The sequence below is a fragment of the Streptomyces daghestanicus genome, assembly GCF_020521275.1.
In the GTDB taxonomy this organism is placed as follows: domain Bacteria; phylum Actinomycetota; class Actinomycetes; order Streptomycetales; family Streptomycetaceae; genus Streptomyces; species Streptomyces griseoviridis.
The window spans coordinates 135,616-151,814 of the sequence record NZ_BNDX01000008.1 but is presented as its reverse complement, the minus strand read 5'-3'; the positions used below and the strand labels follow the sequence as shown (position 1 = coordinate 151,814).

Below are 16,199 nucleotides of genomic sequence, written 5' to 3'. Positions count from 1 at the left end.
CAGCGAGCGCTGTCAGAGTGCGGAACCGGCCAACACCCACCACTCGTGCTCGTCCGCCCGAACGGAGCTGGTGCACATGAAGAGCCGCCACGTACTCGCCGGATCGATCGCCGTCCTCGCCCTGCTGGCCTCGGCCTGCACGGGAACCGGGGGCAGCACCGAGGGCGCGGACGCCGAGGCGCCCGGCGACCCGGCGACCGTCGAGGGGACCATCACGGTCCTCACCCACCGGACCGACCTCGTGCAGGACGGGACGATGAAGAAGTACGCAGCCGAGTTCAACCGGACCTACCCCGAGGTGAAGGTCGAGTTCGACGGCCTCACCGACTACGAGGGTGAGGTGAAGATCCGGATGAACACCGAGGACTACGGCGACGTCCTGATGATCCCGTCCGTCGTGCAGAAGAAGGACTACCCGAGGTTCTTCGCCTCGCTGGGCAGCGCGGCCGAGTTGTCCGGGAAGTACCGCTTCACCGGCTACTCGACCGTCGACGGCAAGGTCTACGGGCAGAGCCCGATCGGCGTCGTCCCCGGCATGGTCTACAACAAGCGGGTCTGGAAGCAGGCCGGCGTCACCGACTGGCCCACCACCCCGGCCGAGTTCCTCGCCGGCCTCAAGGCCGTCAAGGCGAGGACCGACGCCGTGCCGTACTACACCAACTTCAAGGACATGTGGCCGCTGACCCAGTGGACCAACGTCAACGGCTCGGTCGGCTGTGACCCGCGGGCCACCACGGAGCTGGCCGAGGGCGACCCGTGGGCCGAGGGCGCCGACCTGCGCGTCGGCGACACCCTGCTGTACGACATCGTGCGCTCCGGGCTCGCCGAGAAGGACCCGACGACCACCAACTGGGAAGCCTCCAAACCCGGACTGGCCAAGGGCGAGATCGCCACCATGTGGCTCGGCTCCTGGGCCGTCGTCCAGATGCGGCAGGCGGCCGAACAGGCCGGCACCGATCCCGACGACATCGGCTTCATGCCGTTCCCGGCCCGGCGCGACGGCACGTTCTGCGCGGTGACCTCCCCCGACTACCAGCAGGCCGTCAACGTCCACTCCGCGCACAAGGACGCCGCCCGCGCCTGGATCGACTGGTTCACCGACCGGTCCGGCTACGCCGCCGCCAACCTCGCCCTCGACCCGCGGAAGGACGCCCCGCTGCCCGCCCTGCTCCGGCCCTACGAGGAGGCGGGCGTGAAACTGCTCGACCTCGACGACACCAAGGGCGCCGAGGTGAAGGCGCTCGACAACGCCTCCGAGGTCGGCATCTACAAGCCCGACTACCGCCAGGACCTGGTCGACCTCGCCCGCGGCGCCGCCGACGGCGAGCTGGCGGACTTCTTCGACGGCCTCAGCGGCAAGTGGGACGCGGCCCGGAAGGCGGCGGGCTCCTGATGGCCGGCCTCGCCCGCACGGCACCGCCGGCGGCCACCGCCGCTCGGGGCCAGGTGACGCGCAGGCCCCGGCGCCGGTGGAGCCCGACGCCCTGGCTGTTCCTGCTCGCCCCGCTCACCCTGCTGATCGTCTTCACCTACGCGCCGGTCGCCAACATGGTCGCGTACAGCTTCACCGACTGGGACGGCGTCAGCCCCGGACTCCGTTTCACCGGCGCCGGCAACTACGCCGAGATCTTCACCCGCGCCGACCTCTTCCGCGTCTTCTTCGTCAGCGGCTACTACCTCGCCGCCTCCGCCGTCCAGATCACCGCCGCGCTCTACTTCGCGACGGTGCTGAGCTTCGACGTCCGCTTCCGCGCCTTCTTCAAGGGCGTGCTGTTCTTCCCGTACCTGATCAACGGCGTCGCCATCGGTTTCGTCTTCCTGTACTTCTTCCAGGACGGCGGCACCCTCGACTCGGTGCTGCGCCTCCTCGGCCACCACGGCGACCACGCCTGGCTCGGCACCTCCACCTCGGCCAACGTCTCCCTCGCGGGGGTGTCGGTGTGGCGCTACACGGGGCTGAACTTCGTGCTCTTCCTGGGCGCCATCCAGTCCGTCCCGGGCGAGCTGTACGAGGCCGCCGAGCTGGACGGGGCCAACCGGTGGCAGCAGTTCCGGCACATCATCGCGCCGAGCATCCGCCCGGTGATCGGGCTGACGGTGATCCTCGCCGTCTCCGGCTCGCTGTCGGTCTTCGAGATCCCGTACATCATGACCGGCGGCGCGACCGGCACCGAGACCTTCGTGATCCAGACGGTGAAGCTGGCGTTCCAGTTCAACAAGACCGGCCTCGCCTCGGCGGCGGCGGTCGTCCTGCTGCTGATCGTGCTGGCCGTCACCTGGGTGCAGCGGCGCCTGTTTCCCGACGACCCCGACCGGAAGGCGGAACCCGTATGACCCGCCGAGCCGTGGCCCGCGCCCTGGTCCACCTCTCCCTGATCGCCGCGACGCTGGTGGTGCTGCTGCCCCTCGCCGTCGTCCTGCTGACCTCGCTGAAATCCTCCCGCGAGATGGCCGACGGCTCCGGCGCGCTGGCGCCGCCCGACGACCCGTTCAACGTCGGCAACTACGTCACCGCCTTCCAGGACGGCCGGATGCTCACGGCCTTCGGCAACACGGCCTTCGTCCTGTTCTTCGCCGTCGGCGGGACGGTGGTCATCGGGTCGATGGCGGCGTACGCGATCGACCGCTTCGCCTTCCGGATGAAGAAGCCGGTGCTGGCGCTGTTCCTGGTCGCGGCCCTGGTCCCGGGCGTCACCACCCAGGTGGCGACCTTCCAGATCGTCAACAGCCTCGGCATGTTCGACAGCCTCTGGGCGCCCGTCCTGCTCTACATGGGCACGGACATCGTGTCGATCTACATCTTCCTCCAGTTCATCCGGTCCATCCCCGTCTCCCTGGACGAGGCGGCCCGGGTGGAGGGCGCCAACGCCTTCACGATCTACCGGAAGATCATCTTTCCGCTGCTCCGGCCGGCGATCGCGACCGTCGTGATCGTGAAGGGCATCACCGTCTACAACGACTTCTACATCCCGTTCCTCTACCTGCCGTCCGAGGATCTTGGCGTGATATCGACGTCGCTGTTCCGCTTCAAGGGCCCCTTCGGGGCGCACTGGGAGACGATCTCGGCAGGCGCGGTGCTGGTCATCCTGCCGACGCTGCTCGCCTTCCTCTTCCTCCAGCGGTTCATCTACAACGGCTTCACGCGCGGCGCGGTGAAGTGAGCCTCACTCCTGGGCGGACAGCGCCGCCACCAGGACCGGCGTCACCTGCTCCACCTGCCAGGGCCGGGCCCCGTGCGCGGCCAGCGCCGCGCTCACCGACCCGGCGTCGGCCGGCGCCGGGGGCTCCCAGCAGACCCGGCGCACGGTGTCCGGGGCGATCAGGTTCTCCTGCGGCATGTTCAGCTCCTCGGCCAGCGCCGAGACGGCGGACCGGGCCGCGGCGAGCCGGGCCGCGGCGACCGGGTCCTTGTCGGCCCAGGCCCGCGGCGGCGGGGGGCCGGTCACCGGCTGCCCCGGCTGCGGCAGCTCCGCCTCCGGCAGCGCCCTGGCCCGGTCGACCGCCGCCTGCCACTGCTCCAGCTGCCGGCGGTTGACCCGTCCGAAACCGGTCAGCTGGGCCAGCGCGTGCACGTTGGGCGGCAGCGCCAGGGCCGCCTCGACGATGGCCGCGTCACCGATGACCTTGCCCGGCGAGACGTCACGGCGCTGCGCGATCCGGTCCCGGGCCTGCCACAGCTCCCGGACGACGGCGAGCTGCCGGCGCCTGCGCACCTTGTGCATGCCGGACGTACGCCGCCAGGGGTCCTTGCGGGGCTCGGCCGGCGGCGCGGCGGCGATGGCGTCGAACTCCTGCCGGGCCCACTCCAGCTTGCCCTGCCGGTCCAGCTCCTTCTCCAGCGCGTCCCGCAGGTCCACGAGCAGTTCGACGTCGAGGGCGGCGTAGCGCAGCCAGGGCTCGGGCAGCGGGCGGGTGGACCAGTCGACGGCGGAGTGGCCCTTCTCCAGCGTGAAGCCGAGGACGCCCTCGACCATCGCGCCGAGCCCGACCCGCGGGAAGCCGGCGAGCCGCCCGGCCAGCTCGGTGTCGAACAGCCGCGTCGGCACCATCCCTATCTCCCGCAGGCAGGGCAGGTCCTGGGTGGCGGCGTGCAGCACCCACTCGGCGTCCTTCAAAGCGTCCCCGAGACCCGACAGGTCCGGGCAGGCCACCGGGTCGATCAGGGCCGTGCCGGCGCCCTCGCGGCGCAGCTGCACCAGATAGGCGCGCTGGCCGTAGCGGTACCCGGAGGCGCGCTCGGCGTCGACGGCGACGGGGCCGGAGCCGGCGGCGAAGGCGGCGATCACCCCGGCGAGCGCGTCCGCGTCGGCGATCACCGGCGGAATGCCCTCCCGTGGCTCCAGCAAGGGGATCGGCGCCTCCGTCGCAGAAGTTCCGGTCTCGTCCGGAGGAGCGCCTCCGGTGGTGCGCAGTGAACGGTCTGCTGCGGTTTCGTGGGCGTCGGTCACCTGTCAAGGGTATCCGTGGATGCGCGGCGCCCGCCGACGGAACGTTCCGTCGGCGGGCGCTCGGGGGGTGGTATCCGGTCAGGTGGGGGCGGGGAGGGTCGGGTCAGTGGATGATGCCGGTGCGCAGGGCCACCGCGACCATGCCGGCCCGGTCGCCGGTGCCGAGCTTGCGGGCGATGCGGGCGAGGTGGCTCTTGACGGTCAGGGCGGACAGGCCCATGGAGACGCCGATCGCCTTGTTGGACTGGCCCTCCGCGACCAGTCGCAGCACCTCGACCTCGCGGCCGGACAGCTCGCGGTAGCCGCCCGGGTGGCTCGGGGCACCCGGGGGGCGGCGGTGCAGACGGGCGGCGGCGGCGCCGATGGGCGCGGCACCCGGCCGGGTGGGGAGTCCGACGTTGGTACGGGTACCGGTGACGACGTAGCCCTTCACGCCGCCGGCGAGGGCGTTGCGCACGGCGCCGATGTCGTCGGCGGCGGAGAGGGCGAGCCCGTTGGGCCAGCCCGCGGCGCGGGTCTCCGACAGCAGGGTGAGACCGGAGCCGTCGGGGAGGTGGACGTCGGCGACGCAGATGTCGCGGGGGTTGCCGATGCGGGGACGAGCCTCCGCGACGGACGAGGCCTCGATCACGTCGCGCACACCGAGCGCCCACAGATGGCGGGTGACGGTGGAACGGACGCGCGGGTCGGCCACGACCACCATGGCGGTGGGCTTGTTCGGGCGGTAGGCGACCAGGCTTGCGGGCTGCTCAAGAAGAACGGACACCAGGCCTCCTGGGTGCGGGGACGGGGCCGGCTCACGGGGAAGAAGCCGGGACGAACCGTGCTTTCAAGGTCACAGTCGTCTTCGGCATGGAACGTGTCTCCCTTTAGAGAATGATCACGATCTGGTGAGTAACAATCCGACTAATTCGGACAAGCGATCGATCATTCGAAGACCGAACGGTTCCGATCTGCGCCGATACGCTTACGAAAGTGGCCGTATCGACAAAGTGACTCCAAAGATTCCGGACAAAAGGAACGGAGGGTGCGGCATATGCCGTACCCTCCGTCGTCGCCCGTGGGGCCGCCGGGGCCCGCGGGACCTATCGCGACTGCGGCCCCCGGCGCTGCGGCAGCGTCACCACCGAGGCGTCACCCGGCCCGGCCGGCGGCAGTCCGCCGACCTGGGCCAGCAGATCGCACCAGGCGCCCAGGTGTGCCGCGGTGTCCGGCACCCCGCCCGGGCCCTCGCGGGGCGTCCAGGAGGCGCGGATCTCGATCTGCGAGGCGGAGGGGCGCGCGGCGAGGCCGCCGAAGTAGTAGGAGCCGGCGCGCGTCACCGTGCCGCTGGCCTCGCCGTAGGACAGGCCGCGGCCCTGGAGGGCGCCGGTCAGCCAGGTCCAGCACACCTCCGGCAGCAGCGGGTCGGTGGCCAGCTCCGGTTCCAGCTCGGCGCGCACCAGCGTCACCAGCCGGAAGGTGCCCTGCCAGGCGTCGTGCCCGTCCGGGTCGTGCAGCAGCACCAGCCGGCCGTCCGCGAGGTCCTCGTCGCCGTCGACGACCGCGGCCTCCAGCGCGTACGCGTACGGCGCGAGCCGCTGCGGCGGGCGGGTCGCCTCCACCTCGATCTGCGGACGCAGCCGCGCGGCCCGCAACGCCTCGACGGCGGACCGGAACGGCAGGGGAGCCGTGCTCTCCGGATGCCGGACGTCCTCCGCGCCGTCCTTGATGTTCTTGGATTCGTCCATTCCGCCAGCGCCGTCCGACAGTCGTCCCTGAGCCGCAGCCATGCGGGGAAGGTTAAGCGGAACGGGGCCCCGGCGCAGGGAGGACACCCGCGTGGGCGCGCGATGTCCGGATCACGCGGTGCGCGGGCGGGCAGGGCGGCGCGCGGGCGGGGCGGCCGGTGCGCGGCCGGGGGGTCCGGCGCACGGACCGGGCGCGGTGCCGGGGCCGTCCGCCCCGGTGTGCCCCGAGGTCCGGAGCGGGCGGCGCGTCATGCGAGACTTGCCGTCGTGAGTGCCAACCAGAACCCCGCGGGCCAGCCGCCCACCGCCACGTACGACTCCGCGTTCCTCAAGGCGTGCAGGCGTGAGCCGGTGCCGCACACGCCCGTGTGGTTCATGCGGCAGGCCGGCCGCTCGCTGCCGGAGTACCGCAAGGTGCGCGAGGGCGTCCCCATGCTGGAGTCCTGCACGCGGCCGGAGCTGGTCACCGAGATCACCCTCCAGCCGGTGCGCCGGCACGGGGTGGACGCGGCGATCTACTTCAGCGACATCGTCGTCCCGCTCAAGGCCATCGGCGTCGACCTCGACATCAAGCCCGGCGTCGGCCCGGTCGTCGAGCGGCCGATCCGCACCCGCGCCGACCTCGCCCGCCTGCGCGACCTCACCCCCGAGGACGTCTCGTACGTCGCCGAGGCGATCGGCCTGCTCACTGCCGAGCTGGGCGAGACCCCGCTGATCGGCTTCGCGGGCGCCCCCTTCACCCTGGCGAGCTACCTCGTGGAGGGCGGCCCGTCCCGCAACCACGAGCACACCAAGGCGCTGATGTACGGCGACCCGCAGCTCTGGGCCGACCTGCTCGACCGCCTCGCGGAGATCACCGCCGCCTTCCTCAAGGTGCAGATCGAGGCGGGCGCGAGCGCCGTGCAGCTCTTCGACTCCTGGGTCGGCGCCCTCGCCCCCGCCGACTACCGCCGCTCGGTGATGCCCGCCTCCGCCAAGGTCTTCGAGGCCGTCGCGGGGTACGGCGTCCCGCGCATCCACTTCGGCGTCGGCACCGGCGAGCTGCTCGGCCTGCTGGGCGAGGCCGGCGCGGACGTGGTGGGCGTGGACTGGCGCGTCCCGCTGGACGAGGCCGCCCGCCGGGTGGGTCCCGGCAAGGCGCTCCAGGGCAACCTCGACCCGGCCGTCCTGTTCTCCTCCCGCGAGGCGGTGGAGGCCAAGACGGGTGAGATCCTCGCCGCCGCCGAGGGGCTGGAGGGCCACATCTTCAACCTGGGCCACGGTGTCCTGCCGTCCACCGAACCGGACGCGCTGACCCGCCTGGTGGAGGACGTGCACACGCGTACCGCGCGCTGAGCGGGTCGCACGGAACAGCCCTCCTTCACGCCTTTTGGCTCGTTCGGCTGGGCGGTCGGCGCTTTCCGTCTGTCGGGCCGGCCTCCGGGCACCACCGGGCGGTCGGGGCGGCGACCCGCTCGACGTCTGAGGGGCTCTCGTGGCCAACTCCCTTCTCCCGGCGACTCGTTCGGCCTCGATGTGTCCGCCGGGAACCGGATCGGGCAGGAGGGGCCGGCCTTCGCCGTCGACCCGTCCGGTGACCTGACGTTCCGAGATCCGCGAGATCGACGGCGTGATCCCCGGCCGGGCCGTTCTCGTGGCCTCGCCCCGGTTCCGGCTGACCGGCCGTCACGACCGGGGTTCCACGTCCGGACAGGCCACCGTGGAGCAGTGGGACCCGGACGCGGACCCGGACCGGCGGAACCCGCTGCGGCTCACCGGTGACTCCGGGCTCGGCCACGTCCTCGCGCTCGTCCTGGGGGTGGCCTTCGGACGGTCGGGGGAGGAAGCGGCGGCGGACGACCCCGAGCGGGACCGGGGCCGGCGCGTCCTGCGGACCAGGGAACCGGCCGTGTTCCCCAGCCGGTCGCTGGACGACCGGCCGCCCGAGGGGACGAGTACCGGCTGCTGAGCCCGGTCCCGCTGGTCGACGACGACCGTGACGACGGCGACGACCGCGACAGGGGCGAGGTGGTCGCCGTGATCGACCGCTTCCCGCTGCGGGCGGGCGGCGACTGCCCCGTCCCCCCTCGAAACACCGGCCGCCCTGCCGCACCCCCCACCCCCGCGCCGGCGGGACCGGGGCCGGGGCGGCCCGCTCCTCACCGGCGCCGGATCACCACGTCCGCCGCGCCGGCCGGGCCTGGCGGCCGAAGAGGATGCCGCGTGGCTCCGGCGGCGGGGGAGTGCCCCGCCTCAGCGGCCAGGCCAGCAGCATGCCGGCGACGAAGCCGGCGACATGGGCGACGTAGGCGACGGTGCCGGTGTCGGTGACGCCCTGGCCGGCGGAGTAGAACGCCTGGAGGACGAACCACAGGCCCAGGACGATCCAGGCGGGCAGGCGCAGGGGAAGGAAGATCAGGAAGGGGACGAGGACCCAGACCCGGGCCCTCGGATACAGGACCAGGTACGCGCCGAGGACGCCCGCGATCGCGCCGGACGCGCCGATCAGGGGAGCCGCGGAGTCGGCGTTCGTCAGCGCGAAGCCGTACGCGGACGCGTAGCCGCAGACCAGGTAGAACAGCAGGAAGCGGAGACGGCCCATCCGGTCCTCGACATTGTTGCCGAAGATCCACAGGAAGAGCATGTTGCCGAGCAGGTGGAGCCAGCCGCCGTGCAGGAACATCGCGGTCAGGACGCTCAGCTCGGGTGACTTGTCGTAGTCCGGCGGGGCGATCACGCACCCCGGCCCGCGCGGGCCGACCCCGGTGTCGCCGGTGGGGACCAGCCGGGGCAGCTGATGGTGGATCAGCTCCTGGGGCACCGCCGCCCAGTGGTCCAGGTACGCCTGGAGACCGCACTGCTGGGCCAGACCGCCCTCACCGGTGAGCGAGCCGGCCATGCCGGGCATGGAGAGGAACACCGCGAGGTTCGCGGCGATGAGCGCGTAGGTGACCCAGGGGGTACGGCGCACCGGGTTCACATCATGCACGGGGATGACCACGGATCACTCCTGCCCGGGACGCGGCCGGTGAATCGGGCGGCGGTCCGAACGCCGCCGTTCGGACGCCCGTATGACTCCTCGACCGGCCGCGGCGCGGTGCCGCGGGACGAGGGAGGACCAGGCGACGGACGACCGAGCGACCCCCGCGCGCCCGACGCCGCGCGCCCTGCCCGGCGGCGGGGACGGGAGCGCCGTGGTACCGCGGCTGCCCTGGGAGGACGTGGCCCGGCTGGGCCGGGAGGCGGGCCGTCCGGCGGCGCAGCGGCCGTGCCCGGTCACCCGGGACGAGGCCGCCGGCCACCGGCTGCGCTCCGTGCGGGCCGCCGCCCCCGCGCGGCGGGCCGCGCCGGCCGGAGGGCGGCCGCCGCAGGTCCCCGCCCCGGCACCGGTGTCCTCGCCGCCGGCCCGGCCGCCGGCGGAACAGGCCCGGCAGGTCATCGACCGGCTCAACGGCACGGCGTGGGGCGTCACCCGCTCTCCTCCACCGCCCGCGCCGCCTTGCGGGCCGCGACCAGCACCGGGTCCCACACCGGGGAGAACGGCGGGGCGTACCCCAGGTCCAGCGCGGTCATCTGCTCCACCGTCATGCCCGCCGTCAGCGCCACCGCCGCGATGTCGACCCGCTTGCCCGCGCCCTCCCGGCCGACGATCTGCACGCCCAGCAGCTTGCCGGTGCGGCGTTCGGCGAGCATCTTCACCGTCATGGGGGAGGCGTCCGGGTAGTAGCCGGCGCGGCTGGTCGACTCGATGGTGACCGCGACGAACTCCAGGCCCACCCGGCGGGCGTCCTTCTCGCGCAGCCCGGTCCGGGCGATCTCCAGGTCGCACACCTTGCTGACCGCCGTGCCGACCACCCCCGGGAAGGTGGCGTACCCGCCGCCCGCGTTGGTGCCGATGACCTGGCCGTGCTTGTTGGCGTGGGTGCCGAGCGCGATGTGCCGCAGCTGCCCCGAGACCAGGTCCAGGACCTCCACGCAGTCGCCGCCCGCCCAGATGTCCGTGTGTCCCCGCACCCGCATCGCCCGGTCCGTCAGCAGGCCGCCGTGACCGCCGACGGGCAGTCCGGCGGCCCGCGCGAGGGAGGTCTCCGGCGTGACGCCGATGCCGAGCACCACCACGTCCGCCGGGTACACGGCGTCCGCGGTGACCACCGCGCTCGCCCGGCCGTCGCCGCCGGTGCGCACTTCGGTGACCCCGGTGTCGTTCACCATGGTGATGCCGAGGCCCTCCATGGCCTTGTGCACCAGGCGGCCCATGTCCGGGTCGAGCGTGGACATCGGCTCCCGGCCCCGGTTGACGACCGTCACCTCGTAGCCCCGGTGGATCAGCGCCTCGGCCATCTCGACGCCGATGTACCCGGCGCCGACCACCACCGCGCGCCGGCCACGCGCGCGTGCCAGCGTGTCCAGCAGCGCCTGCCCGTCGTCGAGGGTCTGCACCCCGTGCACGCCGGGGGCGTCCGCGCCCGGCAGGTCGGGCCGCACCGGCCGCGCCCCGGTCGCGATGACGAGCTTGTCGTACGACGTCCAGGACGCGGCGCCGGAATCGACGTCACGCGCGCGTACCCGCCGCCCCGCCACGTCGATCTCCGTGACCTCGGTGCGCGTCCGCAGGTCGATGTGGCGGGCGCGGTGCTCCTCGGGGGTACGGGCGATCAGCCGGTCCGGCCCGTCGACCTCGCCGCCGACCCAGTAGGGGATGCCGCACGCCGAGTAGGAGGTGAAGTGGCCGCGTTCGAACGCCACGATCTCCAGCTCGTCCGGTCCCCGCAGCCGGCGGGCCTGCGACGCCGCGGACATCCCCGCGGCGTCGCCGCCGATCACCACCAGCCGCTCACGCCGTCCACCCGCCGCACCGTTCATGTCCATGCGGACACGCTACGGCGCTCCGGGTGCCGGGCGCCGGTCAGCCCTCCGGGTGTTCGTCCGGGCGGGCCGTCTGCGGTGCCGGGCGGGCCGACGGGAGCGGCCCCGGGGCGGACGGCACCGGCACGGGCGCGGGGACCGGGCGGCGCGGCAGCCGGGGCCGTACCAGCCGGGTCCACCCCAGCACCAGCAGCACCGCCACCGCCGCGAACGGCAGCACCGCGCCCAGCACCACCGCGAGCCAGCGCAGCATCGTCACGAAGGCGTGCCAGCCGCCCGCCAGGGCGTCCGTGAACCCGGGGTCGTCGTCCCCGCCGTCCGCCGGGGGCGGGGTCTCGGTGAGGGTGAGGGTGATGGTGGCCAGGGCGGTGCGGTCCTCCAGCGACGCCTGCCGGGCGAGCAGCGACTCCAGCTCGGCCTGACGGCTGCTCAGCTCGCCCTCCAGCGTGACCACGTCGGTCAGCCGCTCCGCCCGTTCCATCAGCTCGCGCACCCGGGCCACGCTGGCGCGCTGCGAGGCGATCCGGCTCTCCACGTCGACCACCTGGTCGGTGACGTCCTCGGCCTTGGTGCTGCGCTCCAGCAGCTCGCCGGTGCCGGACAGCGCGGCGAGGACCTCGTCGTAGGAGCCGCCGGGCACGCGCAGCACGACCTCGGTCCGCTCGTGGCCCTCCTCGTCGCGGCCGGTGGTCTCCCGGCCGACGTGACCGCCCGCGTCCTCGGCGGCGGTACGGGCCTCGGCGAGTGCCTTCGGCACCTCGGCGACCCGCACGGTCAGGGAGGCGGTGCGGATGACGTGCTCGGGGGCGAGCGCGGCAGGCGCGGTGGCCCCGGACCCCTTGGCGCCCCCGGCCCCCTCGGCTCCCCGGCCGGAACCGGCGCCGGCGGCCCCCTGCCCGCCCGCCGCGTCCGAGACGGCCTTGTCGGCGCCGCTCCCCGCCGAGTCGTCGGCGCCGCCGCACCCGGTGAGCGCGAGGGCGGCGGCCAGCAGCAGCCCGGCCAGGGCCGGGACGGGTCGTACGGAACGGCGTGTGCGCATGCGGGTCTCCCCCGGGACGTGACCACTGACGCCTCTTCGACGCGGGGAGCGGCCGGAACGTTGGGGTCCGGCGGTTCCGAAGAGGTCACGGTCCGGACGCGGGACGGACACCGGGGACACGGGGTCCCGGCCGGGGTGGACCGAGCGGCCCGGCCGGCGGGGCCGCGGGGTCCTTCGGGTGCTGTCAGCGGGGTCTGAGAAGGTGGTGGCATGTGCGCAAGTCGGACCCGTGCGGGCACGGGGCATGTCGTCGTCGTCGGAGCCGGCGTGGCGGGCCTGGCCGCCGCCCACCGGCTGCTCCAGCGCGGGGCGCGGGTGACCGTGCTGGAGGCGTCGGACCGCGTCGGCGGCAAGCTGCTGCCCGGCGAGATCGCGGGAGTCCGGGTCGACCTCGGCGCCGAGTCGATGCTGGCCCGCCGCCCGGAGGCGGTCGGCCTGGCCCGGGAGGCCGGGCTCGGCGACCGGCTCCAGCCGCCGGCCACCGCGACGGCCGCCCTGTGGACCCGGGGCGCCCTGCGGCCCATGCCCAAGGGCCACGTCATGGGCGTCCCCGGCACCGCCGCCGCCCTGGCCGGCGTGGTCTCCGAGGAGGGCCTCGCCCGCATCGGGCGCGACGCCGAGCTGCCCCGCACCGAGATCGGCGACGATGTCGCGGTGGGGGAGTACGTGGCGGCGCGGCTCGGCCGTGAGGTCGTCGACCGCCTGGTCGAGCCCCTGCTGGGCGGGGTGTACGCGGGGGACGCGTACCGCATCTCGATGCGCTCCGCCGTTCCCCAGCTGTTCGAGGCCGCGCGGACGCACCCGTCCCTGACCGAGGCGGTCCGCGCGATCCAGGGCCGTACGGCCGCCGCCCCGCAGGCCGCAGGACCGGTCTTCGCGGGCCTGGAGGGCGGCATCGGCACCCTGCCGCCGGCCGTCGCCGGCACCGTCCGCGCCCGGGGCGGCGAGATCCTGCTGGGCACCCCGGTCACCGAGCTGCGCCGCACCGCGCCCGGCACCTGGCGGATCACCGCCGGCGGCCGGGTGCTGACCGCCGACGCGGTGATCGTCGCGGTGCCCGCCCCGGCCGCCGCGTCGCTGCTGCGCGCCGAGGCGCCCGCCGCCGCGGCCGAGCTGGCGGCCGTGGAGTACGCCTCCATGGCGCTGATCACCCTCGCCTACCGCCGCGCGGACGCCGCCGCGCTCCCCGGGGGCAGCGGCTTCCTCGTCCCGCCGGTCGACGGACGGACCATCAAGGCGGCCACCTTCGCCTCCCGCAAGTGGGGCTGGATCGACCGCGAGGACCCGGACCTGGTGGTGCTGCGCACCTCGGTCGGCCGGCACGGCGAGACGGAGGTCCTCGGCCGCGACGACGCCGCACTCGTCGCCGTCTCCCGGCACGACATCGAGCAGGCCACCGGTCTGTCCGCCGCGCCCGTCGCCACCCGCGTCACCCGCTGGACCGACGGCCTGCCGCAGTACCCGGTCGGCCACCACGCGCGCGTGGCCCGCGTCCGCGACCACGTCGCGAAGCTCCCCGGCCTCGCGGTGTGCGGCGCCGCCTACGACGGCGTCGGCATCCCCGCGACCATCGCGAGCGCCCACGCGGCCGTCGACCAGCTCCTCGGCGACCCGGCCGGTGTGGAAGAACTCACCGCGCACCCGGTGCGGAGCCTCGACGGCGGAGCGGGAGAATGAGGCCATGAGTGACGACGCCTCCACCCCCGCCGCCGAGCGCATCCCCAACAAGGGCAAGCTGGCCAAGGACCTCAACGAGGTCATCCGCTACACCCTCTGGTCGGTCTTCAAGCTGAAGGACGTCCTCCCCGACGACCGGGCCGGGTACGCCGACGAGGTCCAGGAGCTGTTCGACCGGCTCGCCGCCAAGGACGTGACGGTCCGCGGCACCTACGACCTGTCCGGGCTGCGCGCCGACGCCGACCTGATGATCTGGTGGCACGCCGAGACCAGCGACCAGCTCCAGGACGCCTACAACCTCTTCCGCCGCACCCGGCTCGGCCGCGCGCTGGAGCCGGTCTGGTCGAACATGGCGCTGCACCGCCCCGCCGAGTTCAACCGCTCGCACATCCCGGCCTTCCTCGCCGACGAGACGCCGCGCGACTACATCAGCGTCTACCCGTTCGTGCGCTCCTACGACTGGTACCTGCTGCCCGACGAGGACCGCCGCCGGATGCTCGCCGACCACGGGAAGATGGCCCGCGGCTACCCGGACGTGCGGGCCAACACGGTCGCCTCGTTCTCCCTGGGCGACTACGAGTGGATCCTCGCCTTCGAGGCCGACGAGCTCTACCGCATCGTCGACCTCATGCGCCACCTGCGCGGCTCCGAGGCGCGGCTGCACGTCCGCGAGGAGGTCCCCTTCTACACGGGCCGCCGCAAGGACATCGGCGAGCTGGTGGCCGGGCTCGCCTGATCAGTCCCCCGGGGCCGGCACCGGCGCCGGGCGCGGGGCGCAGGACGCGTCCCGCGCCGGGAGCCGGCCCTCCAGCAGATACGCCTCCAGATGGCGGTTGACGCAGGCGTTGGGGCCGCCCGCGACGCCGTGGGTGCCGGCGTCCCGCTCGGTGACCAGCACCGAACCCGCCAGCCGCCGCCGCAGCTCCACCGCCCCCTCGTAGGGGGTGGCCGCGTCCCGCTCGGCGGCCAGGATCAGCACCGGCGGCAGCTCACCGGGCGCGGTGCGCACGTCCAGCGGGTGCTGCCGGGGCGCCTTCCAGTAGGCGCACGGCAGATTGGTCCACACGTTGTCCCAGGTCTCGAACGGCGCCCGGCGCGCCAGCCGGGTGTTGTCCCGGTCCCAGACCTCGAACTCCGTCGGCCAGGGCGCGTCGTTGCACTCGACGGCCGTGTACACCGCGCTGGAGTTCTCCGCCCCCCGCGCCGCCTCCGGGTGCGGCCCCGCCAGCTCGACCAGCGGCTCGGGATCGCCCTTCAGATAGGCCGACAGCGCGCGGGCCCGGTGCGGCCAGTGCTCGTCGTAGTACCCGGCCTTCAGGAACGCCCCCTGCAACTGCGAGGGGCCCACCGTGCCGCCCGCCGGGCGCTGTGCGAGCAGGGCGCTCGCCCGCCGGTAGTTCTCCGCCACCTCGCGCGGGGTGTCCCCGAGCCCGTAGACGTCGTCGTGCGCGGCGATCCACTTCCGCAGGTCCCGCCAGCGGTGCTCGAACGCCGCCGACTGCTCCAGGTTGTTGCGGTACCAGACCCGCTCCGGATCGGGGTTCACCACCGAGTCGAACACCATCCGCCGCACCCGCCCCGGGAACAGCTCGGCGTACAGCGCGCCGAAGTAGGTGCCGTACGAGGCACCCATGAAGGTCAGCCTCCGTTCGCCCAGCGCGGCCCGGATCACCTCCAGGTCCCGGGCGTTGTTGGGGGAGTGGTAGTGGCGCAGCGCGTCGCCGGTCCGCTCGGCGCAGCCGCGCGCATAAGCCTCGGCCTCCGCGGCCCGCTCCCTCTTGAGCGCCGCCGAGGGCTGCTCCGGGGCGGGCCGGGGCCCCTTGAAGAAGCGCTTCGGGTCCTGGCAGGAGAGCGGGGCGGACGGGGCGACCCCGCGCGGCGCGTAGCCGACCAGGTCGTACGCGGCCGCGAGCCGCTTCCATCGCGGCACCATGCCGATCAGCGGGAAGTACAGCCCGGAGGCGCCCGGCCCGCCCGGGTTGTAGACCAGCGCGCCCTGCCGGGGCACCGCCCGCCGGGCGTTCGCCGGGTCCTTTCCGGTGGCCCGGACCCGGCTGACGGCCAGTTCGATCCGCCGCCCGTCCGGACGGGCGTAGTCGAGCGGGACGGTGACCGTGCCGCAGCGCAGGCCGCCCGGCAGGTCCTCCGCCTCGGGGCAGGCGCCGAAGCGGATGCCGGCCGCCGCGGCCCGCTGGGCGGCCACCGCCACGCCGCGCCGCTCGGCCGTGCCGGGGTCCACGGTGGTGCCCCGGGCCGGGGCGGCGGTGAGAGCGGTCAGGAGCAAGGACCCGGCGGCCGAACAGAGGGCCGAGTGGCGGACGGCTGCTCTCATCGAGTGTCCCTTCGGTGCACGGCGTACGCGGCGTACGACAAAAGGGATGTTTCGTTCGGTGGGGGCGGAAGGCAAGGACCCCGGCGGGTGTCGGCGCCGAGTGTCCCCGCGCGCCCCGGGGACCGGCC

Annotated in this window: 14 protein-coding genes; 7 read left to right on the top strand and 7 right to left on the bottom strand. The window is 74.1% G+C overall.

Annotation, left to right across the window (positions count from 1 at the left end; genetic code table 11):
• The first annotated feature begins 76 nt into the window (after positions 1-76).
• The 3 genes from Sdagh_RS10180 to Sdagh_RS10170 are packed head-to-tail and all read left to right on the top strand — an operon-like array spanning position 77 to position 3,161.
• On the top strand, positions 77-1,393 hold the full coding sequence (locus Sdagh_RS10180; RefSeq protein ID WP_189421182.1) for an ABC transporter substrate-binding protein: 1,317 nt from the start codon (positions 77-79) through the stop codon (positions 1,391-1,393).
• Positions 1,393-2,334 (top strand): carbohydrate ABC transporter permease, encoded by a 942-nt coding sequence (locus tag Sdagh_RS10175; protein WP_190077771.1) that lies wholly within the window; start codon positions 1,393-1,395, stop codon positions 2,332-2,334. The genes Sdagh_RS10180 and Sdagh_RS10175 overlap by 1 nt, the downstream gene beginning before the upstream one ends.
• Positions 2,331-3,161, top strand: a complete 831-nt coding sequence (locus Sdagh_RS10170; RefSeq protein WP_189421186.1) for a carbohydrate ABC transporter permease — start codon at positions 2,331-2,333, stop codon at positions 3,159-3,161. Before Sdagh_RS10175 ends, Sdagh_RS10170 begins: the two co-directional genes overlap by 4 nt.
• 3 nt (positions 3,162-3,164) lie before the next feature.
• Here the strand turns inward: Sdagh_RS10170 and Sdagh_RS10165 are convergent, their stop codons facing one another.
• The 3 genes from Sdagh_RS10165 to Sdagh_RS10155 all read right to left on the bottom strand — a co-directional run bounded on the left by Sdagh_RS10165 (position 3,165) and on the right by Sdagh_RS10155 (position 6,220).
• Positions 3,165-4,448 carry a ribonuclease D gene (locus tag Sdagh_RS10165; RefSeq protein ID WP_189421188.1) on the bottom strand — a complete coding sequence of 428 codons (1,284 nt, stop codon included), beginning with the start codon at positions 4,446-4,448 and terminating at the stop codon, positions 3,165-3,167.
• A gap of 103 nt (positions 4,449-4,551) precedes the next feature.
• Positions 4,552-5,214 (bottom strand): response regulator transcription factor, encoded by a 663-nt coding sequence (locus Sdagh_RS10160; protein ID WP_003972894.1) that lies wholly within the window; start codon positions 5,212-5,214, stop codon positions 4,552-4,554.
• Positions 5,215-5,533: 319 nt separating this feature from the next.
• The gene (locus Sdagh_RS10155) at positions 5,534-6,220 is read right to left on the bottom strand and encodes a DUF3000 domain-containing protein (protein ID WP_189421190.1); all 687 of its coding nucleotides are present in this window, start codon (positions 6,218-6,220) and stop codon (positions 5,534-5,536) included.
• Positions 6,221-6,445: 225 nt separating this feature from the next.
• On the opposite strand from Sdagh_RS10155, the gene hemE reads away from it, so the two are divergent.
• The gene (hemE, locus tag Sdagh_RS10150) at positions 6,446-7,513 is read left to right on the top strand and encodes a uroporphyrinogen decarboxylase (protein ID WP_189421192.1); all 1,068 of its coding nucleotides are present in this window, start codon (positions 6,446-6,448) and stop codon (positions 7,511-7,513) included.
• Between the two features lie 274 nt (positions 7,514-7,787).
• Positions 7,788-8,126 carry a hypothetical protein gene (locus Sdagh_RS10145; protein WP_190077770.1) on the top strand — a complete coding sequence of 113 codons (339 nt, stop codon included), beginning with the start codon at positions 7,788-7,790 and terminating at the stop codon, positions 8,124-8,126.
• Positions 8,127-8,330: 204 nt separating this feature from the next.
• Here Sdagh_RS10145 and Sdagh_RS10140 read toward each other — a convergent pair whose 3' ends face one another.
• The 3 genes from Sdagh_RS10140 to Sdagh_RS10125 form a co-directional block, all read right to left on the bottom strand.
• Positions 8,331-9,158, bottom strand: coding sequence for a rhomboid family intramembrane serine protease (locus tag Sdagh_RS10140; RefSeq protein WP_189421196.1), 828 nt, complete (start codon positions 9,156-9,158; stop codon positions 8,331-8,333).
• 467 nt (positions 9,159-9,625) lie between these two features.
• Positions 9,626-11,020: an FAD-dependent oxidoreductase gene (locus Sdagh_RS10130; RefSeq protein ID WP_372478455.1), complete on the bottom strand. Its 1,395-nt coding sequence runs from the start codon at positions 11,018-11,020 to the stop codon at positions 9,626-9,628.
• 43 nt (positions 11,021-11,063) lie between these two features.
• A complete protein-coding gene (locus Sdagh_RS10125) occupies positions 11,064-12,062 on the bottom strand; it encodes a DUF4349 domain-containing protein (RefSeq protein WP_190077768.1) in 999 nt (332 codons plus the stop codon).
• A 210-nt stretch (positions 12,063-12,272) separates the two neighbouring features.
• On the opposite strand from Sdagh_RS10125, the gene hemG reads away from it, so the two are divergent.
• Together hemG and hemQ are read left to right on the top strand one after the other, a co-directional pair.
• Positions 12,273-13,739, top strand: coding sequence for a protoporphyrinogen oxidase (gene hemG / locus Sdagh_RS10120; protein ID WP_189421203.1), 1,467 nt, complete (start codon positions 12,273-12,275; stop codon positions 13,737-13,739).
• 4 nt (positions 13,740-13,743) lie between these two features.
• Positions 13,744-14,475 carry a hydrogen peroxide-dependent heme synthase gene (hemQ, locus tag Sdagh_RS10115; protein ID WP_189421205.1) on the top strand — a complete coding sequence of 244 codons (732 nt, stop codon included), beginning with the start codon at positions 13,744-13,746 and terminating at the stop codon, positions 14,473-14,475.
• On the opposite strand, the gene Sdagh_RS10110 is transcribed toward hemQ, so the two are convergent.
• Positions 14,476-16,071, bottom strand: coding sequence for an alpha/beta hydrolase (locus Sdagh_RS10110; RefSeq protein ID WP_190077767.1), 1,596 nt, complete (start codon positions 16,069-16,071; stop codon positions 14,476-14,478).
• Positions 16,072-16,199: the final 128 nt, after the last annotated feature.

Coding starts and splice junctions, on each gene's coding strand:
- Sdagh_RS10180 (WP_189421182.1), top strand. CDS start 77: ATGAAGAGCCGCCACGTACTCGCCGGATCGATCGCCGTCCTCGCCCTG.
- Sdagh_RS10175 (WP_190077771.1), top strand. CDS start 1,393: ATGGCCGGCCTCGCCCGCACGGCACCGCCGGCGGCCACCGCCGCTCGG.
- Sdagh_RS10170 (WP_189421186.1), top strand. CDS start 2,331: ATGACCCGCCGAGCCGTGGCCCGCGCCCTGGTCCACCTCTCCCTGATC.
- Sdagh_RS10155 (WP_189421190.1), bottom strand. CDS start 6,220: ATGGCTGCGGCTCAGGGACGACTGTCGGACGGCGCTGGCGGAATGGAC.
- Sdagh_RS10130 (WP_372478455.1), bottom strand. CDS start 11,020: ATGAACGGTGCGGCGGGTGGACGGCGTGAGCGGCTGGTGGTGATCGGC.
- Sdagh_RS10125 (WP_190077768.1), bottom strand. CDS start 12,062: ATGCGCACACGCCGTTCCGTACGACCCGTCCCGGCCCTGGCCGGGCTG.
- hemG (WP_189421203.1), top strand. CDS start 12,273: ATGTGCGCAAGTCGGACCCGTGCGGGCACGGGGCATGTCGTCGTCGTC.
- hemQ (WP_189421205.1), top strand. CDS start 13,744: ATGAGTGACGACGCCTCCACCCCCGCCGCCGAGCGCATCCCCAACAAG.
- Sdagh_RS10110 (WP_190077767.1), bottom strand. CDS start 16,071: ATGAGAGCAGCCGTCCGCCACTCGGCCCTCTGTTCGGCCGCCGGGTCC.